The organism is Stenotrophomonas maltophilia (assembly GCF_002799155.1).
Classification (GTDB): domain Bacteria; phylum Pseudomonadota; class Gammaproteobacteria; order Xanthomonadales; family Xanthomonadaceae; genus Stenotrophomonas; species Stenotrophomonas maltophilia_R.
This window is the reverse complement of the sequence record NZ_NERD01000002.1, coordinates 1,595,616-1,612,081: the sequence shown is the minus strand read 5'-3', so window position 1 is coordinate 1,612,081 and position 16,466 is coordinate 1,595,616. Positions and strand designations below refer to the sequence as shown.

The window sequence follows — 16,466 nt, the reverse complement described above, 5'->3', positions numbered from 1 at the left end:
CCTATGTGGAATCCGAACCTGCCCCCGGTCAGCATCGACGATGCCCCCGACCGCCTTGGCGCCGGCAACCCCGAGCTGCAGGCCATGGTTGCCGAGGCAGCCTCCGGCGGCATCGCGCTGATGCTGATGCACGTGGACATCGACCACTTCGCATCGGTCAACGAGAACATGAGCGCCGAAGTGGGCGACCAGGCGCTGGTGCTGGTCGCGCAACGCCTGCAGTCTTACCTGCGCGGTCGCGGCAAGCTGTGGCGGCATGGCAGCGACGAGTTCCTGATCGCGGTGCCACGCACCGCAGACCTGCCGCTGCCGGAGGATTTCGCCGAAGAGATCCGCCAGCAGATGGAGCTGCCACTGTCGGTGCTGCCGTACACGCTGTTCATGACCGGCAAGCTGGGCGTGAGCCTGTGCCCGGAGCATGCCAGCAGTGCCTCACGCCTGCTCGACCATGCGGAAGATGCGCTGTACCAGGCCGCCCGCGAAGGCGGCAATGCGGTGCGCATCCATGCGGTGGACACTCCGCCGAGCGCGCACAGCGAAAGCATCATCGCCCGCCAGATCGTCGATGCCATCCCCAATGGCGAGCTGAAGCTGCGCTACCAGCCGCTGGTGAGTGCGCGCGATGGCCATGTGGTGGGCATGGAGGCGCTGCTGCGCTGGCAGTCGCCCACCCTGGGCATGCTGGTGCCGGAACGCTTCATGCGCACCGCCGAGCGGCTGGGCATCATCGTGCAGATCGGCACCTGGGTGCTGGAAGGCGCGCTGAAGCAGGCGCGGCTTTGGCGCGACCAGGGCTTCGATGACTTCACCATCGCGGTGAACGTATCTACCCTGCAACTGCTGCGGCCGAACTTCTTCGCCGAGGTGATGTCGCTGATGCAGGCTGCGGGCGTGCCGGCGCACATGCTGACGCTGGAGATCAACGAGAGTGCGCTGACCAACAACGTCAATTTCGTCCATGAGACGCTGGCCAACCTTCGCAACGAAGGCATCAGCCTGAGCCTGGACAACTTCGGCACCGGCGACTCCAGCCTCAGCGCACTGGTGCGCTACCCGGTGGACAAGCTGAAGATCGACCGCAGCTTCATCAAGAGTGCGCCGGCCGGCAACCGCGAGGCCGCCATCGCGCGCGCGATCATTGCCATGGGCCACCAGCTGGGCATGACCGTGATCGCCAACGGCGTGGAGTCGCAGGCCCAGCTGGGCTTCCTGCGCCGCAACGACTGCGATGTATTCCAGGGCTACCTGTTCGGTGAACCGATGTCGGCCGATGCCGCCGGCATGACGTTGCGCCGCCGCTACCTGCGCCCGGAGGCCTTCGCCGAAACGCGCCCGGACCGGACGCTGCTGCTGCTGGACGATGAGGAAAACGTTCTGCGCTCGCTGGTGCGCCTGTTCCGCCGCGACGGCTACCGCATCCTGGCGGCCGGCAACGTGCGTGATGCCTTTGATCTGCTGGCGATCAACGACGTGCAAGTGATTCTGTCCGACCAGCGCATGAGCGACATGAGCGGCACCGAATTCCTGGGCCGGGTGAAGATGCTCTACCCGGACACGATCCGCCTGGTGCTGTCGGGCTACACCGATCTGAACACGGTGACCGATGCGATCAACCGCGGCGCGATCTACCGCTTCCTGACCAAGCCGTGGAACGACGACGAGCTGCGCAAGCACATCCACCAGGCGTTCCGCACCTACGAGGAACAGCGCCGCAGCAATGCCGGCCCGGCGCCGGTGGACGCCGGGGATGGTGGCGAGGATCGGCCGCCGCGGTGAGGGTCCCGTCCGGTAGAGCCGGCCGCCGGCCGGCTGCTCTGCGGTACCTGGTGGGATGAGGTTGCCGGCCAGCGGCCGGCACTACCAGGTGCGGTCAGCGCGGCTGCTTCACCGGCAGCACCACGCGGAAGCGCGAGCCCACGCCCGGGGTGCTGTCCAGGTCGATGCGGCCGTGGTGCTTGTTGATGATGCTGTAGGAGATCGACAGGCCCAGGCCGGTGCCACTGCCCACCGGCTTGGTGGTGAAGAACGGATCGAAGATGCGCTGGCGCAGTTCCGGCGAGATGCCGCCGCCGGTGTCTTCGAATTCGACCCATACGTGATCGCCGTCGACGCCGGTGCGCACGGTGATCGTGCCGCGTTCGGCGATGGCATGGCCGGCATTGAGCAGCAGGTTCATGTAGACCTGGTTCAACTCCGACGGCAGGCACTCCACCAGCGGCAACTGGCCGAACTCGCGCACCAGGGTGACCTTGTACTTGAGTTCGTTCCAGATGATGTTGATGGTCGATTCCAGGCCCGCGTGCAGGTCGACCAGCTTCCACGACTCGTCGCGGCCCGAGTACGAGAAGTCCTTCAGGTCGCGCACGATACGCGTCACCCGTTCGATGCCTTCGCGCGACTCGGCCATCAGCTGCGGCAGATCGCGGCTGATGAAATCGATGTCCAGGCGGTCGCGGATGTCGTCGATCTCCGGAATCAGCGCCTTCGGGTCCGGCGCGCGCAGGGCGCGCTCGTAGGCTTCGATGACGGTGAACAGGCTTCGCAGGTATTCCTGCAGGCTGCCCAGGTTGGAGTGCACGTAACCGATCGGGTTGTTGATCTCATGCGCGACGCCGGCGGCCAGCTGGCCGATCGAGGCCATCTTCTCGGACTGCAGCAGCTTTTCCTGGGTGCCATTGAGGCGCAGGTAGGCCTGGCGCAGCTCGGCGTGGCGCTGCTGCAGTTCGCGTTCGTAGTCTTCCTGCCCTTCAATGTGGCGGAACAGGGCGAGGAAATGGCCTTGGCCGATCGGGCCATGGTGGTACAGGTGGGCGATGACCACGCCCTCGCCCAGCGGCAGGCTGCCATTCCAGTGGCCATGCTGGCGGGCCTGCTCCAGTGCGTCGGGCGGCAGCAGTTCGCGCAGGCGCTGCGGCGGCGGCAGTCCGCCCTCCTCGCCACCGGCCAGCAGGTTCTGCGCGGCCGGATTGGCCAGGGCCACCTGCCCGTCCTCGGTGAACAGCAGCAGCCCTTCGCGCAGGCGCTCAAGCAGGGCCTGCAGCACCGGCTGTGGCGGAAGGGGGGCGGTAACCAGGGCGTTGGCAGCGGACACGGCGACTCGGGGCGTTCGAACAGGCGCCCAATATACGCGGTCGTGCAGCGGGCTTCAGCCCGCTTGATGGGGTTGTGCGACCGCCGTCGCGTCAGGCGACGGCGAGCGGCCGTCCGATGCTGACCGTATGCGACTGGCCCTTGGCGTCGTAGGCCGAGGCGTCTTCGGTGCGGCCGAGCTGGCGCAGTGCCCAGTTCACCTCGCGGCGGCGGCGCGACAGCAGCACGCCGTTGGCACGGTTGCGCTCGGCCAGTTCCTGCAGTTGTTCGCCCTCGCCCACCGGTGGCGCGCCTTCCAGCGCACGCAGCGCTTCCAGCTTGGCGCCGGTAGCCCGGATCAGGGCGTGCACGTCGTGCTCGACCAGGGCCTGGCGCTCAACGTCCAGGGCCTGGGCGAGACGCTGCAGCGGCTCGCTCATTGCCGCAGTCATCCGTGCAGCTGCTGGTCCAGATCGAGCATGCGCGATGCGATCGCGTCCGGATTGATCTTGTAGGTGCCGTTCTGCAGCGACTCGCGCACAGCTGCCACGCGCTGGGCGTCGATCGCCGGGGCGGTGGTCAGCTCACGCTCGATGGCCTGCAGATTGGTGGCCTCGCCGGTCAGGCGCAGGCTGTCGGCCGCCTCGACCGGGCGCGCCGCCGCATCGGTGCTGACGCCGGGCTTGTTGGCCGGGGTCGTCACACTGCGCAGTGCCTGGGGGACCTGCAGGTTGCCGTCGATTTTCTGGCTCATGGGGTGTCCTGGAGTTGCCGTTCACAAGGGATAACGGCCGCAGGGCCGTGATCTTTAGGGATATTCTGCGGTAATTCAACGCGCCACGATTACGTCACCTGCGGCATCGACCGTGCCCTGCACGATCCGTCGCGAGGAAAGGTTCTCGACCGAGACCCGTTCGTTCTCACCTGCATCACCCATCGCACGACCGGCGATGCGGACCTCGACCGAGCCGCGACGCGACACCAGGGCCACATTGTCTCCTCGCTTGATGAGACGCTGGACCACCAGGTCGTTGTTCGACAGCAGGGCTCCGGCCTGCAACGGACGGCGGGCGATGCGACCGATCGCTGCATTGGGATCGGCCAGCACCGCGCCGGCAATCCGGGCGGCGTCACGCTGGGCAGTGGTGATATCGGCGGCAGTGAGGGTTTCTCCAGTACCGATTCCACGGTTGAGCACCAGCACGGTCTGGTTGCGTCGTACCTTCACCGGCACGAACAGGCGCCAGCCGCCCGCATCGGGACAGCTGACCTCCACCGTGGTGTTGGCGGTGGGTTGCACCTGCAACGCGCCGCCACATTTCGCCAGGCGCAGCGCATCGGCCACCTGCGCTTCGCCTTCACTGCCCGCCGGCAGCGTCGACAGCGCCGCGGTGCGGATGCTGGCCACCGGCTGCCAGTCCGCAGCGCTCGCCCATGGCGCAGCCACGGCGAGCGCGATGGCGAATAGAGATGTGACCCGGCGCATGGCGCCTCCTTCAATCGGCAAGACCTGGCCCTGGTGCGTGCAAGGGGTGTGCCAGACCGAGGGGCCGCCTTTTGTGGAGTCGAGCCATGCTCGACACCACAAAAGCGCTCAAGTTCCGCCCCCCCCACGCCGATACAGCAGCCATGTCCCATGACCTGCTCAACCGGATCGACCAGCGGACCCGACTGGCCGGCCACAACCGCCTGGCGCTGCTGCTGTTCCGTCTCGGCGGACGTCAGCTTTTTGGCGTCAATGTCTTCAAGGTTCAGGAAGTCCTGCGGCGGCCCGAGCTGTTCCAGGTGCCCGGCCTGCCCAGCCAGTTCTCCGGCGTTGCCGACGTGCGCGGCCGCTCGGTACCGGTGCTGGACCTGGGCTTGGCGATCGGCCACCCCGAGCGCGAGCCCGATGCGGACACCTCGCCGGGCTACCTGGTGGTCACCGAATTCAACCGTTCGATCCAGGGCTTCCTGGTCAGCGGCGTGGAGCGCATCGTCAACATCGCGGTGGAAGACATCCACCCGCCGCCGGAGTTGGGCGCCGAGTCGAGCTACCTGACCGCGGTGACCCGCTTCCAGGGTGAGCTGATCCAGGTGATCGACGTTGAAAGCGTGCTGGCCGATATCGCCCAGGTGCGCGGTGAAGCGGTACTCGACCCGGCGATGGCCATGCCCGCCGACGGCCCGCAGCTGCAGGTGCTGGTGGTGGACGACTCGCGCGTGGCCCGCCAGCAGATCCGCAGCGTGCTGGACCAGCTGGGCGTGGGTGCCACCCTGCTTTCCGACGGCAAGCAGGCGCTGGACCACCTGCTGCAGGTCCACGCCTCGGGCGAGAACCCGGCCGAGCGCTACGCCATGGTCATCTCCGACATCGAGATGCCGGCCATGGATGGCTACACGCTGACGACGGAAATCCGGCGCCACCCGGGCCTGGCCGGCCTGTACGTGCTGCTGCACACCTCGCTGTCGGGCGTCTTCAACAACGCCATGGTCGAGCGCGTGGGCGCCAATGCCTTCGTCGCCAAGTACTCGCCGCACGAACTGGCCGATTTCGTGCTGGACCGCCTGCGCAAGGTGGCGCTGGCGGCGTAAGGCCGGCCGCGGGGTCGGAACCCGGAACGGGCTCCGATCCCGCATCGCAACGTGTCGACCACGGGGTCAGAGCCCCTGCGGGGGATCTGACCCCACGCCTTTGGCACACCCCTTGCAGCTTCCCGGGCAACGTTCCCGTGGGAGTGCACCGTGCGCAACCTGATTACCGACTACCTGGGCGTCCACGCCCAGGCCATGCCGTTGCGCGAACAGCGGATGAAGCTGATCGCCAGCAACCTCGGCAATGCCGACACGCCCGGCTACAAGGCCCAGGACCTGGACTTCGATGCCGCCCTGCGCCACGCCCAGGGGCAGGATGCCAACGGCCTGATGGCCACCACCCATGAGCAGCACTACAAGATCAGTAGTGGCCTGAACCCGTTCCAGATCACGCGCGAAGGCGTGCAGCCCAGCCTGGACGGCAACACCGTCGACCCCGATGCCGAGCGTGCCGCCTATGGTCGCGCCGCACTGGAATACCGCGCCTCGCTCAGCTTCGTCGAGAGCAAGGTGCGTTCCATGCTGACCGCGATCACGGGGCAATAAGCCATGAGCAACCTGCCGATCTTCGATATCGCCGGCTCCGCGCTGCAGGCGCAGTCGGTGCGCATGAGCACCATCGCCTCCAACCTCTCCAACGCCGACACCGTCGCCGGTTCCGCCGACGCCGTGTACAAGCCGCTGGAACCGATTTTCCAGGCCGTCACCAGCAGGAACGATCCGAACATCACCTCTGTGAAGGTGAAGGAGATCAGCCAGAGCGAGGCCGCGCCGATCAAGCGCTACGAGCCGGGCCATCCGCTGGCCGACGCCGATGGCTACATCTACCAGCCCGACGTCGATCCGGTGGCGCAGATGGTCAACCTGATCTCGACCTCGCGCAATTACCAGGCCGGCGTGGAGATGTTGACCACCGCCAAGGAACTGGCCCTGGCCACCCTGACCATGGGCCGCTGAGGCCCGCAGCACCGGACACCGCCATGACCACCGCCGTCAACAACCAGACCAGCCAGGACGTCTATTCCGCGCTGGGCCTGAATGCCCCCAACAGCAATGCCACGAAAAAGAAGAACACGCTTGACCAGGCCGACTTCCTGCGCCTGATGACCGAGCAGCTGCAGCACCAGGATCCGCTGAAGCCGATGGACAACACGCAGATGGTCGCGCAGATGGCGCAGATGTCCACTGTGCAAGGCATCACCGATCTGAACAAGACGGTGAAGGGCTTCCAGGAATCGATGGCCAGCGACCAGGTGCTGCGTGGTGCGGCGCTGGTCGGCCACCAGGTGCTAGTGCCTTCGGAGAAACTGGTGCTGGAGAAGGAAGGCAGCGTTGAAGGCACGGTGGCCGCGCCGTCGGCCGGCATCATCACCGTGGACATCACCGACGCCAACGGCGCCAAGGTCACCTCGCTGAGCGTGGAAGCCAAGGCCGCCGGCGAGACCGCCTTCCAGTGGGATGGCAAGGATGCCAACGGCAAGCGCATGGAACCGGGCAAGTATTCCATCGTCGCCAACCACGTCGACACCGCTGGCAAGAGCACCAAGCTGTCCACCTACGTGCAGGCGCCGGTGGAAAGCGTGACCGTCGGTTCCGACGGCCTGTACCTGAACCTCAAGGGCCTGGGCACGGCCCCGATCGACTACGTGCTCCGCGTCAGCTGAGCCGCACATTCCGCATCAACCAGGAGCATCCCATGGGCTTCAATGTCTCGCTGTCCGGCATCAATGCCGCCAACACCGACCTGAGCGTCACCGCCAACAACGTCGCCAATGTAAACACCACCGGCTTCAAGCAGTCGCGCGCGGAGTTCGCCGATCTGTTCGCTTCGACCAGCTACGGCCTGTCGAAGAACCAGACCGGCTCGGGCGTGCGTGTTTCCAACGTCGCCCAGCAGTTCATCCAGGGCCACAACGAGCAGACCGGGCGCAGCCTGGACATGGCCATTTCCGGTGAAGGCTTCTTCACCATGAACATGAATGGTTCGCGCGTGTACTCGCGTGCCGGCAACTTCCAGACCGACTCGGCCGGCTATGTTGTGAACCCGCAGGGCGCGCGCCTGCAGGTGTTCGCGCCGAACGCCGATGGCACCAACTTCGATGCCGGCCGGCTGGTCGACCTGCAGCTGCTGACCACCGACAGCCCGCCGAAGCAGACCAGCGAAGTGAAGGTTGGCTTCACCCTGCCGGCCAACGCCAAGCAACCGACGGTGGCGACCTTCGACCCGACCGATTCGAACAGCTACAACCACTCCAGCGGTGGCATTACCGTGTACGACTCGCTGGGCGTGAGCCACATCCAGGTCTCGTACTTCGTGAAAGGCGCCAACCCCAACGAATGGACCGTGCGCAATTACGTCGATGGCCAGCCGGCAGGCGCACCCACCCCGGTCACCTTCGACAACAGCGGCAAGCTGGTCGCACCGGCCGACGGCAAGGTCAGCCTCGGCACCTTCACCCCGACCACCGGTGCCGGCCAGTTGAACATGACGCTGGATATCAGTGGCTCGACCCAGTACGGCGAGAAGTTCGCGCTGCGCAACACCCAGCAGGACGGCTACGCCGCGGGCAAGCTCAACGAAGTGACCGTGTCCGAATCCGGCGTGGTCTACGCCCGCTATTCCAACGGCGACGACAAGCCGCTGGGCCAGGTCGCACTGACCACCTTCAACAACACGCAGGGCCTGGAATCGAAGGGCAACAACCTGTGGGTGGAGACCTTCGAATCGGGCACGCCGCGCACCGGCATGCCGGACACCTCCAACCTCGGCAAGATCCAGGCCGGCTCGCTGGAAGCGTCCACCGTCGATCTCACCGAGCAGCTGGTCAACATGATCACCGCGCAGCGCAACTTCCAGGCCAACGCGCAGATGATCACCACCCAGGACCAGATCACCCAGACCGTCATCAACATCCGTTGATGAGCGGCTGACCCTGTCACGGAACTCCCCGCATGGATAAAGCCCTTTACGTGGCGATGACCGGTGCCCGCGCCTCCCTGCAGGCGCAGGGAACGCTCAGCCACAACCTCGCCAACTCGGACACCCCTGGCTTCAAGGAAGCGCTGGCCAACACCGAAGCCTTCCCGATCAAGGGCCCGGGCTTTGCCTCGCGGGTGGATGCGCTGCACGTCGACGCCGGCTTCAACCGCCGGCCCGGCGCGCAGCACATCACCGGCAAGCCGCTGGACCTTGCCCTGCAGAGCGGCACCTGGCTGGCGGTGCAGGCCAGCGACGGCAGCGAAGCGTACACGCGCGGCGCGGCGCTGTCGGTGACACCCAACGGCCAGCTGGTGACCTCCGGCGGCCGCCCGGTACTGGATGACAACAACAACCCGATCGCCATTCCCCCCTACCAGGCGATGGAGATCGGCGGCGACGGCACGATCTCGATCATCCCGCAGGGCGAAGGCCCGCAGACGATGGCGCAGATCGGCCGGATCAAGGTGGTGCAGGCACCGGACGAGCGCCTCGAGCGTGGCCTGGATGGCCTGTTCCGCAACACCGATCCGCGCCAGCCGTTCGCCCCGGCGCAGGGCACCGCCGTGCACAGCGGCCAGCTGGAAGGCAGCAACGTCGATGCCGCCGGTGCACTGGTGCAGATGATCCAGCTGCAGCGCCAGTACGAAATGCAGGTGCAGGTGATCAAGCACGGCGACGACAACGCGCGCAGTGCCAACAGCCTGCTGCGCCTGGGCAGCTGACGGAATTCCGGCGCCGCCCGGGCGCGGCGCTGGCACACCGCTTGCACACCCGCTACCAAGGGCCGCATCGCGCGGCCGGCTTCACCCAGACAGGACACCGAAGATGAACCAGGCATTGTGGATCGCGAAAACCGGACTGGATGCGCAGCAGATGCGCATGTCGGTGGTTTCCAACAACCTCGCCAACACCAACACCACCGGCTTCAAGCAGGACCGTGCCAGCTTCGAGGACCTGCTGTACCAGCAGGTGCGCCAGCCCGGCGGCTCTTCGTCGGCGCAGACCCAGCTGCCGACCGGCCTGCAGCTGGGTACCGGTGTGCGCGTGGTCGCCACCGCCAAGAATTTCGAACAGGGTGGCCAGCAGCAGACCGGCCGCGCGCTGGACGTGATGGTCAACGGCCGCGGCTTCTTCGAAGTGCAGATGCCGGATGGCAGCTCGGCCTATACCCGTGATGGCTCGTTCAAGATCAACCAGGACAGCGAGCTGGTCACCAACAGCGGCTACCCGGTGCAGCCGGGCATCCAGATTCCCGAGGGCGCGCAGTCGGTCACCATCGGCAGCGACGGCACCATCAGCGTGAAGATGGCCGACGACGCCGCATCGGTGGAAGTGGGCGCGCTGACCCTGACCGACTTCGTGAACCCGGCCGGCCTGCAGGCACGCGGCGAGAACCTGTTCCTGGAAACCACCGCATCGGGCCCGGCGCAGAACGGCAACCCCGGACTGAACGGCCTCGGCACCGTGGTACAGGGTGCGCTGGAAGGCAGCAACGTCAATGTGGTCGAAGAGCTGGTGTCGATGATCGAAACCCAGCGCGCCTACGAGATGAATGCCAAGGCGATCTCCACCACCGACTCGATGCTCGGCTACCTCAACAACAAGATCTGACCGGCCCAACCGGGAACCCGCCATGTCGCCCTTCTTCAAACTCACCCGCACTGCCCTTGCCTGCGTCGTGCCCGCCCTGCTCGGTGGCTGCGTGATCGCGGGCGACGTGCGCCCCTATCCGGCGATGGCGCCGATCCAGCCGATCATGCCGCCGCAGGCCGCGCCGACCGCCGGCGCGATCTACGCCGCCGGCCCGACCCTGCAGCTGTACTCGGACCGCCGCGCGCGCGACGTCGGCGACCTGCTGACCATCACCCTGCTGGAAAACACCACCGCGCAGACCAGTGCCAACACCGCCACCAACAAGGAATCCAACCTGAGCCTGGGCACCCCGTCCATCCTCGGCGCTCCGGTCACCCTGGGCGGCAAGGACATCCTGAGTGCCACGGCCAAGGGCGCGCGTGACTTCACCGGCAAGGGCAACAGCGCGCAGAGCAACCGCCTGCAGGGCAACGTCACGGTCACGGTGATCCAGCGCCTGCCCAACGGCAACCTGGTGGTACAGGGGCAGAAGAACCTGCGCCTGAACCAGGGCGATGAACTGGTGCAGGTGCAGGGCATCGTGCGCCCCGGTGACATCAGCCAGGACAACACCATTCCTTCCAGTCGCGTGGCCGAAGCCCGCATCGTCTATGGCGGCCGCGGCCCGGTCGCGCAGTCCAACGCAATGGGCTGGCTGAGCCGCTTCTTCAACTCCGGCCTGACGCCGTTCTGAGCATGGCCATGAAACTCTTCCTCTCTTCTTCCTGGCAGCGCCGCGTGGCGTCGTTCGTCGCACTGATGCTGCTGGCAATGGCAGCCCCGGCCAGCGCCGAACGCATCAAGGACCTGGCCCAGGTCGGTGGCGTGCGCGGCAATGCACTGGTGGGCTACGGCCTGGTGGTCGGCCTGGACGGCAGCGGCGACCGCACCAGCCAGGCACCCTTCACCGTGCAGAGCCTGAAGAACCTGCTCGGCGAGCTGGGCGTGAACGTGCCAGCGAACGTCAACCCGCAGCTGAAGAACGTGGCAGCCGTGGCGATCCATGCCGAGCTGCCGCCGTTCGCCAAGCCGGGCCAGCCGATCGACATCACCGTGTCCTCGATCGGCAACGCGGTGTCACTGCGCGGTGGCTCGCTGCTGATGGCCCCGCTGCGCGGCGCCGACGGGCAGATCTATGCCATCGCGCAGGGCAACCTGATCGTGGGCGGCTTTGGCGCGCAGGGCAAGGATGGCTCGCGCGTCTCGGTGAACGTGCCCAGCGTCGGTCGCATCCCCAATGGCGCCACCGTTGAACGTGCCCTGCCCGATCCGCTCGCCAATGGCGGCGACATCACCCTGAACCTGCACAACAACGATTTCACTACAGTCTCGCGCATGGTCGCCGCGCTCAACAACGCGTTCGGCGAAGGCGCCGCGCGCGCGGTTGATGGCGTGACCGTGGCGGTCACAGCGCCGACCGACCCCGGCGCACGCATCGGCCTGCTGGCGCGCATCGAGAACCTGGAGCTGACCCCGGGCAGCGCCCCGGCCAAGGTAGTGGTCAATTCGCGCACCGGCACCGTGGTCATCGGCCAGCAGGTACGGGTCGGCCCGGCCGCCATCTCGCATGGTTCGCTGACGGTGACGATCCAGGAAAACACCAACGTCAGCCAGCCCAATGCCCTGTCCGGCGGCCGTACCGTGGCCAGCCCGCAGTCGACCATTACCGCCACCAACGATGGCAGCCGCATGTTCAAGTTCAGCGGCGGCACCACCCTGGACGAGATCGTGCACGCGGTGAACGCCGTGGGCGCGGCACCGGGCGACCTGATCGCGATCCTGGAAGCCCTGAAGCAGGCCGGTGCACTGAGCGCCGAGCTCGAGGTGATCTGACATGCGCATCAATCCCGCATTTGATCTGCACCCGGCGCAGCAGAACGACCCGGCCAGGATCGACAAGGTCGCGCGCCAGCTGGAAGGCCAGTTCGCACAGATGCTGGTCAAGAGCATGCGCGATGCCAGCTTCGGCGACTCGCTGTTTCCCGGCGAGAACAAGATGTTCCGCGACATGTATGACCAGAAGATCGCCGAGGCCATGACCCGCGGCAAGGGTCTGGGCCTGTCCGGCATGATCACCCGCCAGCTGTCCGGTCAGACCGCCGACGGCCCGGCGCTGGACACGCGCGTGGACCCGGCCAAGGCCAGCCGCGCCTATCAACTCAACGCGCCGGCAAAGCCCGCACCGTCGCTGCCGCTGGAAGATGGCAGCCAGGCCGTGCGCATGCTGCAGCAGATGGCAGCCGGCGCACAGCACGGCGCACAGGCCGCGCTGGCACCGATGGAGCAGGCACTGGACCTGATCGCCGGCCGCGAAAGCAGCAGCCTGCACCGCTCGCTGGGCACCGAGGATCCATATATCGGCAACCTGCAGGGCGAGGACTGGTCCGCCAACAGCGACCAGTGGTCGGCGACGGCCAGCAATCGCGGTACGGCCATGAGCCCGGCCGATGCGATGGCGACCCGCACCGCCGTCGCCCAGCTGGGCGCGCACACGCCGGAAGGTTTCGTCGCCAGCATCTGGCAGCACGCACAGAGCGCGGCCAGGGAACTGGGCGTGGACGCCCGTGCGCTCGTCGCCCAGGCGGCATTGGAAACCGGTTGGGGCAAGCGGCACATCAAGCATGCCGACGGCAGCACCTCGCACAACCTGTTCGGCATCAAGGCCAATGGCTGGAACGGCCAGCGCGCCACGTCCGGCACCCATGAGTATGTGGATGGCGTGCGCCGCAACGAGACCGCCAGCTTCCGCGCCTACAGCTCGCCGGCCGAAAGCTTCGCCGACTACGTGCGCCTGCTGAAGACCAGCCCGCGCTACCAGCAGGCCCTGCAGGCCGGCACCGACGTGCAGGGCTTCGCCCGTGGCCTGCAGCGCGCCGGCTATGCCACCGATCCGCGCTACGCCGCCAAGATCGCCGCGATCGCCGGTGGCCCGACCATCGAGCGCGCCGTCGCCGCCGTGGCCGACGCCGGCTCGCGCCTTGGCCAGACCTTCGCCAGCACCGCGACCGCGGCGCTGGGTATCACTCGTCGTTGAGGAACACCATGTCCAGCGTACTTTCCACCGGTACCGGTGCCCTGCTCGCCTTCCAGCGTGCGTTGGCGACCACCAGCCACAACGTGGCCAACCTCAATACGCCCGGCTACAGCCGGCAGAAGGTCAACTTCGCCACCGCCGATCCACAGAACTACGGCTATGGCACGGTCGGCAATGGCACCCGCATCACTGATATCCGCCGCACGGCCGACCAGCTGGCGATCTCGCGCCTGCTCGACAGCAGCGGTGAGCTGGCGCGCCTGAAGCAGCTATCGGGCATGGCCGACCGGGTCAATGCCCTGTTCTCCGATGCGGCAACCAACGTGGCCGGCGTCTGGTCGAACTTCTTCGATTCGGTCAGCGGACTGTCGTCCAACGCGGCCGGCACCGCCGACCGCCAGAACATGCTCGACGGCGGCAAGGCCCTGGCCAACCGCTTCGTGCAGCTCAACACGCACCTGAACAACCTCAACAGCGAGGTCAACAACGGCCTGCTGGCCGGTGCCACCGAGGTCAACCGCCTGGCGCAGGAAATCGCGCAGATCAACGGCGCCATCGGCACCAACATCGCCTCTGCCGCACCCGACCTGCTCGACCGCCGCGACCAGCTGATCACCCAGCTGATCGGCTACACCGGTGGCACGGCGGTGATCCAGGACGGCGGCATCATGAATGTCTACACCGCCGGCGGCAACGCGCTGGTGGTGGGTACCACGGCGACCAAGGTCACCACCGTGGCCGATCCGTACCAGCCCGAGCGCCTGCAGCTGGCACTGGAAACCCAGGGCAACACCATCCGCCTCGACCCGAAGGCGGTCGGCGGCCAGATCGGCGGCCTGCTGGAGTTCCGCGACACCGTGCTGACCCCTGCCCAGGCTGAACTGGGCAAGCTGGCGGTGGGCCTGGCCGAAAGCTTCAACCAGGCGCACCACCAGGGCGTGGACCTGTATGGCCAGATGGGCGGCGACTTCTTCAACATCGGCAACCCGCGTGTCACCGCCAACAACAGCAATGCCGGCACCGCCAGCCTCAGCGCAACCTATGGCGACCTGGGCAAGCTGGATGCGCAGAACGTGGTGCTGCAATTTGATGGCACCAACTGGAAGGCCAGCCGTGCCGACACCGGCGCCAGCATTCCGCTGACCGGTACCGGCACCGCCGCCGACCCGCTGGTGATCAACGGTGTGCAGCTGGTGGTGGGCGGCACGCCGGCGGCCAACGACCGCTTCCTGCTGCAGCCGACCGCCGGCGTGGCCGGCAGCCTGGAAATGGCGATCACCGATCCGTCGCGCATCGCTGCGGCCGCTGCGGTGAAGGGCGCGGCCGCCACCGCCAACACCGGGACCGGCAAGCTGAGCGGTGTTACCGTCACCGATTCGACCAACGCCAACCTGCGCAATCCCTCGGCGATCGTGTTCACCTCGGCCACCACCTACACCATCGACGGTGGCCCGCCGCAGACCTACACGCCCGGCCAGACCATCAGTGCCAACGGCTGGAGCTTCGTGCTGGACGGCGCGCCGAAGGTGGGCGATACCTTCAACATCACCCCGACCCCGGCCGGCTCATCGGACAACAGCAACGCCTCCAAGCTGGCCAAGGTGGAAAGCGCAAAGGCGTTCAATGCCGGGACGGTGACACTGAACGGTGCACTGGGTGGCCTGACCACCCAGGTTGGCGCCGCCGCGCGCTCGGCCGAGTACTCGCTCGACGCGCAGCTGGTGATCAATGACAAGGCGCAGGAAGCCCGCGATGAAGTGTCCGGCGTGAACCTGGACGAGGAAGCCGCCGACATGCTGCGGCTGCAGCAGGCCTACCAGGCCGCCTCGCAGCTGATCTCCACCGCCGACAGCATGTTCCAGACCATCCTGGGAGCCGTCCGCCGATGAGCAGCCGCATCTCCACCAGCATGATGTTCAACCAGTCCGTGTCGCTGATGATGGCCAAGCAGGCCAAGCTCAGCCACCTGGAGCAGCAGATCGCCACCGGCAGCAAGATCGTCAGCGCCAAGGACGACCCGGTGGCCGCCGGTACCGCGGTCGGCCTTGACCGCAGCCTGGCCGCACTGGATCGCATGAAGCTCAACGCCGGCAACGTGCAGAACCGCCTGGGGGTACAGGAAAACACCCTGGCGCAGGTCAACGACCTGATGGCACGCGTCAACGATCTGACCATCCAGGCCAGCAATCCAGCGCTGAGCGCGGCCGACAAGAAGACGCTGATCACCGAGGTCAACCAGATCCGCGACGGCCTGCTGTCGCTGGCCAACGCCGACGATGGCACCGGCCGCTACGTGTTCGGCGGCACCAACGACGGTGACCCGCCGTTTGCCAAGATCAACGGCAAGGTGGTCTACCGCGGCGACCAGACCCAGCGCCAGATCGAAGTCGGCCCCGATACCTATGTGCGCGATGCCCTGCCCGGCAGCGAGATCTTCATGCGCATTCCCACCGGCGATGGCTTCGTTGACGGCAGCGCCGCGGCCGGCAACACCGGCAACGGCGTGCTGACCAACGTCACCCGCGACGGCAGCGACAGCTGGAACGGCCAGGGCTTCAGCGTCCGCTTCACCACCGGCAACCAGTACGAAGTGGTGGATGGCGCGGGCAACGTGACCGGCACCGGCACCTACAAGGCCGGCGACGATCTGGAAGTGAACGGTGTCCGCCTGCGCATCACCGGCGCACCGGCGGCGGGCGACAGCTTCAGCGTGCAGGCCGCCAGCAGCCGCGACATCTTCGCCACCATGGACAACCTGGTGGCAGCGCTGGGTGCCGACACCGGCACCACCGCGCAGATGACCGCGCAGCAGAACCAGCTGCAGAGTGCACTGCGCGACGTGGCACGCGCCTCCGAGCGGATGATCGATTCACGCGCTGCCGGCGGTGCGCAGTTGAAGGCCCTGGACAATGCGGCCGACATGCGCGAGGCCAATGGCGTGACCCTGAAGACCACGCTGTCGCAGATGCGCGACCTGGATTACGCCGATGCGCTGAGCCAGTACCAGCTGCAGAGCACCGCGCTGCAGGCGGCACAGACGATCTTCTCGCAGATGCAGTCGATGTCGCTGTTCAACAAGCTCCGCTGACGCTTCCCAAGCGCCACCCTCTGAAGGCCGCGATGCCCTGCATCGCGGCCTTTTTCGTTCCTGCGTGCCCATTCCCTCGCGCTCGCCGG

Annotated in this window: 17 protein-coding genes; 13 read left to right on the top strand and 4 right to left on the bottom strand. The window is 66.9% G+C overall.

Going from position 1 to position 16,466, the window contains the following annotated elements; all coding sequences use genetic code 11:
* Positions 1-3: 3 nt before the first annotated feature.
* A complete protein-coding gene (locus B9Y82_RS08070) occupies positions 4-1,776 on the top strand; it encodes an EAL domain-containing protein (RefSeq protein WP_100472216.1) in 1,773 nt (590 codons plus the stop codon).
* Between the two features lie 94 nt (positions 1,777-1,870).
* Here B9Y82_RS08070 and B9Y82_RS08065 read toward each other — a convergent pair whose 3' ends face one another.
* The 4 genes from B9Y82_RS08065 to flgA form a co-directional block, all read right to left on the bottom strand.
* Complete coding sequence (locus B9Y82_RS08065; protein WP_100472215.1) at positions 1,871-3,091, bottom strand: ATP-binding protein; 1,221 nt, start codon at positions 3,089-3,091, stop codon at positions 1,871-1,873.
* 91 nt (positions 3,092-3,182) lie between these two features.
* A complete protein-coding gene (locus B9Y82_RS08060; protein WP_014037132.1) occupies positions 3,183-3,521 on the bottom strand; it encodes a FlgN family protein in 339 nt (112 codons plus the stop codon).
* Positions 3,518-3,823 (bottom strand): flagellar biosynthesis anti-sigma factor FlgM, encoded by a 306-nt coding sequence (flgM, locus tag B9Y82_RS08055; RefSeq protein WP_005409579.1) that lies wholly within the window; start codon positions 3,821-3,823, stop codon positions 3,518-3,520. The genes B9Y82_RS08060 and flgM overlap by 4 nt, the downstream gene beginning before the upstream one ends.
* Before the next feature lie 75 nt (positions 3,824-3,898).
* Positions 3,899-4,555 (bottom strand): flagellar basal body P-ring formation chaperone FlgA, encoded by a 657-nt coding sequence (gene flgA / locus B9Y82_RS08050; RefSeq protein ID WP_100472214.1) that lies wholly within the window; start codon positions 4,553-4,555, stop codon positions 3,899-3,901.
* A gap of 143 nt (positions 4,556-4,698) precedes the next feature.
* Here flgA and B9Y82_RS08045 point away from each other — a divergent pair, with 143 nt between their 5' ends.
* The 12 genes from B9Y82_RS08045 to flgL all read left to right on the top strand — a co-directional run bounded on the left by B9Y82_RS08045 (position 4,699) and on the right by flgL (position 16,377).
* Entirely contained in the window at positions 4,699-5,643 is a 945-nt protein-coding gene (locus B9Y82_RS08045) for a chemotaxis protein (RefSeq protein WP_014037130.1), read from the top strand.
* Between the two features lie 150 nt (positions 5,644-5,793).
* Positions 5,794-6,189 carry a flagellar basal body rod protein FlgB gene (flgB, locus tag B9Y82_RS08040; protein WP_100472213.1) on the top strand — a complete coding sequence of 132 codons (396 nt, stop codon included), beginning with the start codon at positions 5,794-5,796 and terminating at the stop codon, positions 6,187-6,189.
* Positions 6,190-6,192: 3 nt separating this feature from the next.
* Complete coding sequence (gene flgC / locus B9Y82_RS08035; RefSeq protein ID WP_087922495.1) at positions 6,193-6,600, top strand: flagellar basal body rod protein FlgC; 408 nt, start codon at positions 6,193-6,195, stop codon at positions 6,598-6,600.
* A gap of 23 nt (positions 6,601-6,623) precedes the next feature.
* Positions 6,624-7,307, top strand: coding sequence for a flagellar hook capping FlgD N-terminal domain-containing protein (locus tag B9Y82_RS08030; protein ID WP_087922494.1), 684 nt, complete (start codon positions 6,624-6,626; stop codon positions 7,305-7,307).
* 32 nt (positions 7,308-7,339) lie between these two features.
* The gene (gene flgE, locus B9Y82_RS08025; RefSeq protein WP_087922493.1) at positions 7,340-8,563 is read left to right on the top strand and encodes a flagellar hook protein FlgE; all 1,224 of its coding nucleotides are present in this window, start codon (positions 7,340-7,342) and stop codon (positions 8,561-8,563) included.
* 32 nt (positions 8,564-8,595) lie between these two features.
* Positions 8,596-9,345 (top strand): flagellar basal body rod protein FlgF, encoded by a 750-nt coding sequence (locus B9Y82_RS08020; RefSeq protein WP_100472212.1) that lies wholly within the window; start codon positions 8,596-8,598, stop codon positions 9,343-9,345.
* Positions 9,346-9,448: 103 nt separating this feature from the next.
* Entirely contained in the window at positions 9,449-10,234 is a 786-nt protein-coding gene (gene flgG, locus B9Y82_RS08015) for a flagellar basal-body rod protein FlgG (protein WP_087922491.1), read from the top strand.
* 22 nt (positions 10,235-10,256) lie between these two features.
* On the top strand, positions 10,257-10,949 hold the full coding sequence (flgH, locus tag B9Y82_RS08010) for a flagellar basal body L-ring protein FlgH (RefSeq protein ID WP_087922490.1): 693 nt from the start codon (positions 10,257-10,259) through the stop codon (positions 10,947-10,949).
* A 2-nt stretch (positions 10,950-10,951) separates the two neighbouring features.
* A complete protein-coding gene (locus B9Y82_RS08005) occupies positions 10,952-12,088 on the top strand; it encodes a flagellar basal body P-ring protein FlgI (protein ID WP_100472211.1) in 1,137 nt (378 codons plus the stop codon).
* 1 nt (position 12,089) lies between these two features.
* The gene (gene flgJ, locus B9Y82_RS08000) at positions 12,090-13,289 is read left to right on the top strand and encodes a flagellar assembly peptidoglycan hydrolase FlgJ (RefSeq protein WP_100472210.1); all 1,200 of its coding nucleotides are present in this window, start codon (positions 12,090-12,092) and stop codon (positions 13,287-13,289) included.
* 8 nt (positions 13,290-13,297) lie between these two features.
* A complete protein-coding gene (gene flgK, locus B9Y82_RS07995) occupies positions 13,298-15,178 on the top strand; it encodes a flagellar hook-associated protein FlgK (RefSeq protein WP_100472209.1) in 1,881 nt (626 codons plus the stop codon).
* Positions 15,175-16,377, top strand: coding sequence for a flagellar hook-associated protein FlgL (gene flgL / locus B9Y82_RS07990; protein WP_087922486.1), 1,203 nt, complete (start codon positions 15,175-15,177; stop codon positions 16,375-16,377). The genes flgK and flgL overlap by 4 nt, the downstream gene beginning before the upstream one ends.
* The last annotated feature ends 89 nt before the right edge of the window (positions 16,378-16,466 follow it).

Excerpts from the sequence above, each read along its gene's own strand:
- B9Y82_RS08070 (WP_100472216.1), top strand. The coding sequence starts at position 4 with ATGTGGAATCCGAACCTGCCCCCGGTCAGCATCGACGATGCCCCCGAC.
- B9Y82_RS08060 (WP_014037132.1), bottom strand. The coding sequence starts at position 3,521 with ATGACTGCGGCAATGAGCGAGCCGCTGCAGCGTCTCGCCCAGGCCCTG.
- flgM (WP_005409579.1), bottom strand. The coding sequence starts at position 3,823 with ATGAGCCAGAAAATCGACGGCAACCTGCAGGTCCCCCAGGCACTGCGC.
- flgA (WP_100472214.1), bottom strand. The coding sequence starts at position 4,555 with ATGCGCCGGGTCACATCTCTATTCGCCATCGCGCTCGCCGTGGCTGCG.
- B9Y82_RS08045 (WP_014037130.1), top strand. The coding sequence starts at position 4,699 with ATGTCCCATGACCTGCTCAACCGGATCGACCAGCGGACCCGACTGGCC.
- flgC (WP_087922495.1), top strand. The coding sequence starts at position 6,193 with ATGAGCAACCTGCCGATCTTCGATATCGCCGGCTCCGCGCTGCAGGCG.
- B9Y82_RS08030 (WP_087922494.1), top strand. The coding sequence starts at position 6,624 with ATGACCACCGCCGTCAACAACCAGACCAGCCAGGACGTCTATTCCGCG.
- flgE (WP_087922493.1), top strand. The coding sequence starts at position 7,340 with ATGGGCTTCAATGTCTCGCTGTCCGGCATCAATGCCGCCAACACCGAC.
- B9Y82_RS08020 (WP_100472212.1), top strand. The coding sequence starts at position 8,596 with ATGGATAAAGCCCTTTACGTGGCGATGACCGGTGCCCGCGCCTCCCTG.
- flgG (WP_087922491.1), top strand. The coding sequence starts at position 9,449 with ATGAACCAGGCATTGTGGATCGCGAAAACCGGACTGGATGCGCAGCAG.
- flgH (WP_087922490.1), top strand. The coding sequence starts at position 10,257 with ATGTCGCCCTTCTTCAAACTCACCCGCACTGCCCTTGCCTGCGTCGTG.
- B9Y82_RS08005 (WP_100472211.1), top strand. The coding sequence starts at position 10,952 with ATGGCCATGAAACTCTTCCTCTCTTCTTCCTGGCAGCGCCGCGTGGCG.
- flgJ (WP_100472210.1), top strand. The coding sequence starts at position 12,090 with ATGCGCATCAATCCCGCATTTGATCTGCACCCGGCGCAGCAGAACGAC.
- flgK (WP_100472209.1), top strand. The coding sequence starts at position 13,298 with ATGTCCAGCGTACTTTCCACCGGTACCGGTGCCCTGCTCGCCTTCCAG.
- flgL (WP_087922486.1), top strand. The coding sequence starts at position 15,175 with ATGAGCAGCCGCATCTCCACCAGCATGATGTTCAACCAGTCCGTGTCG.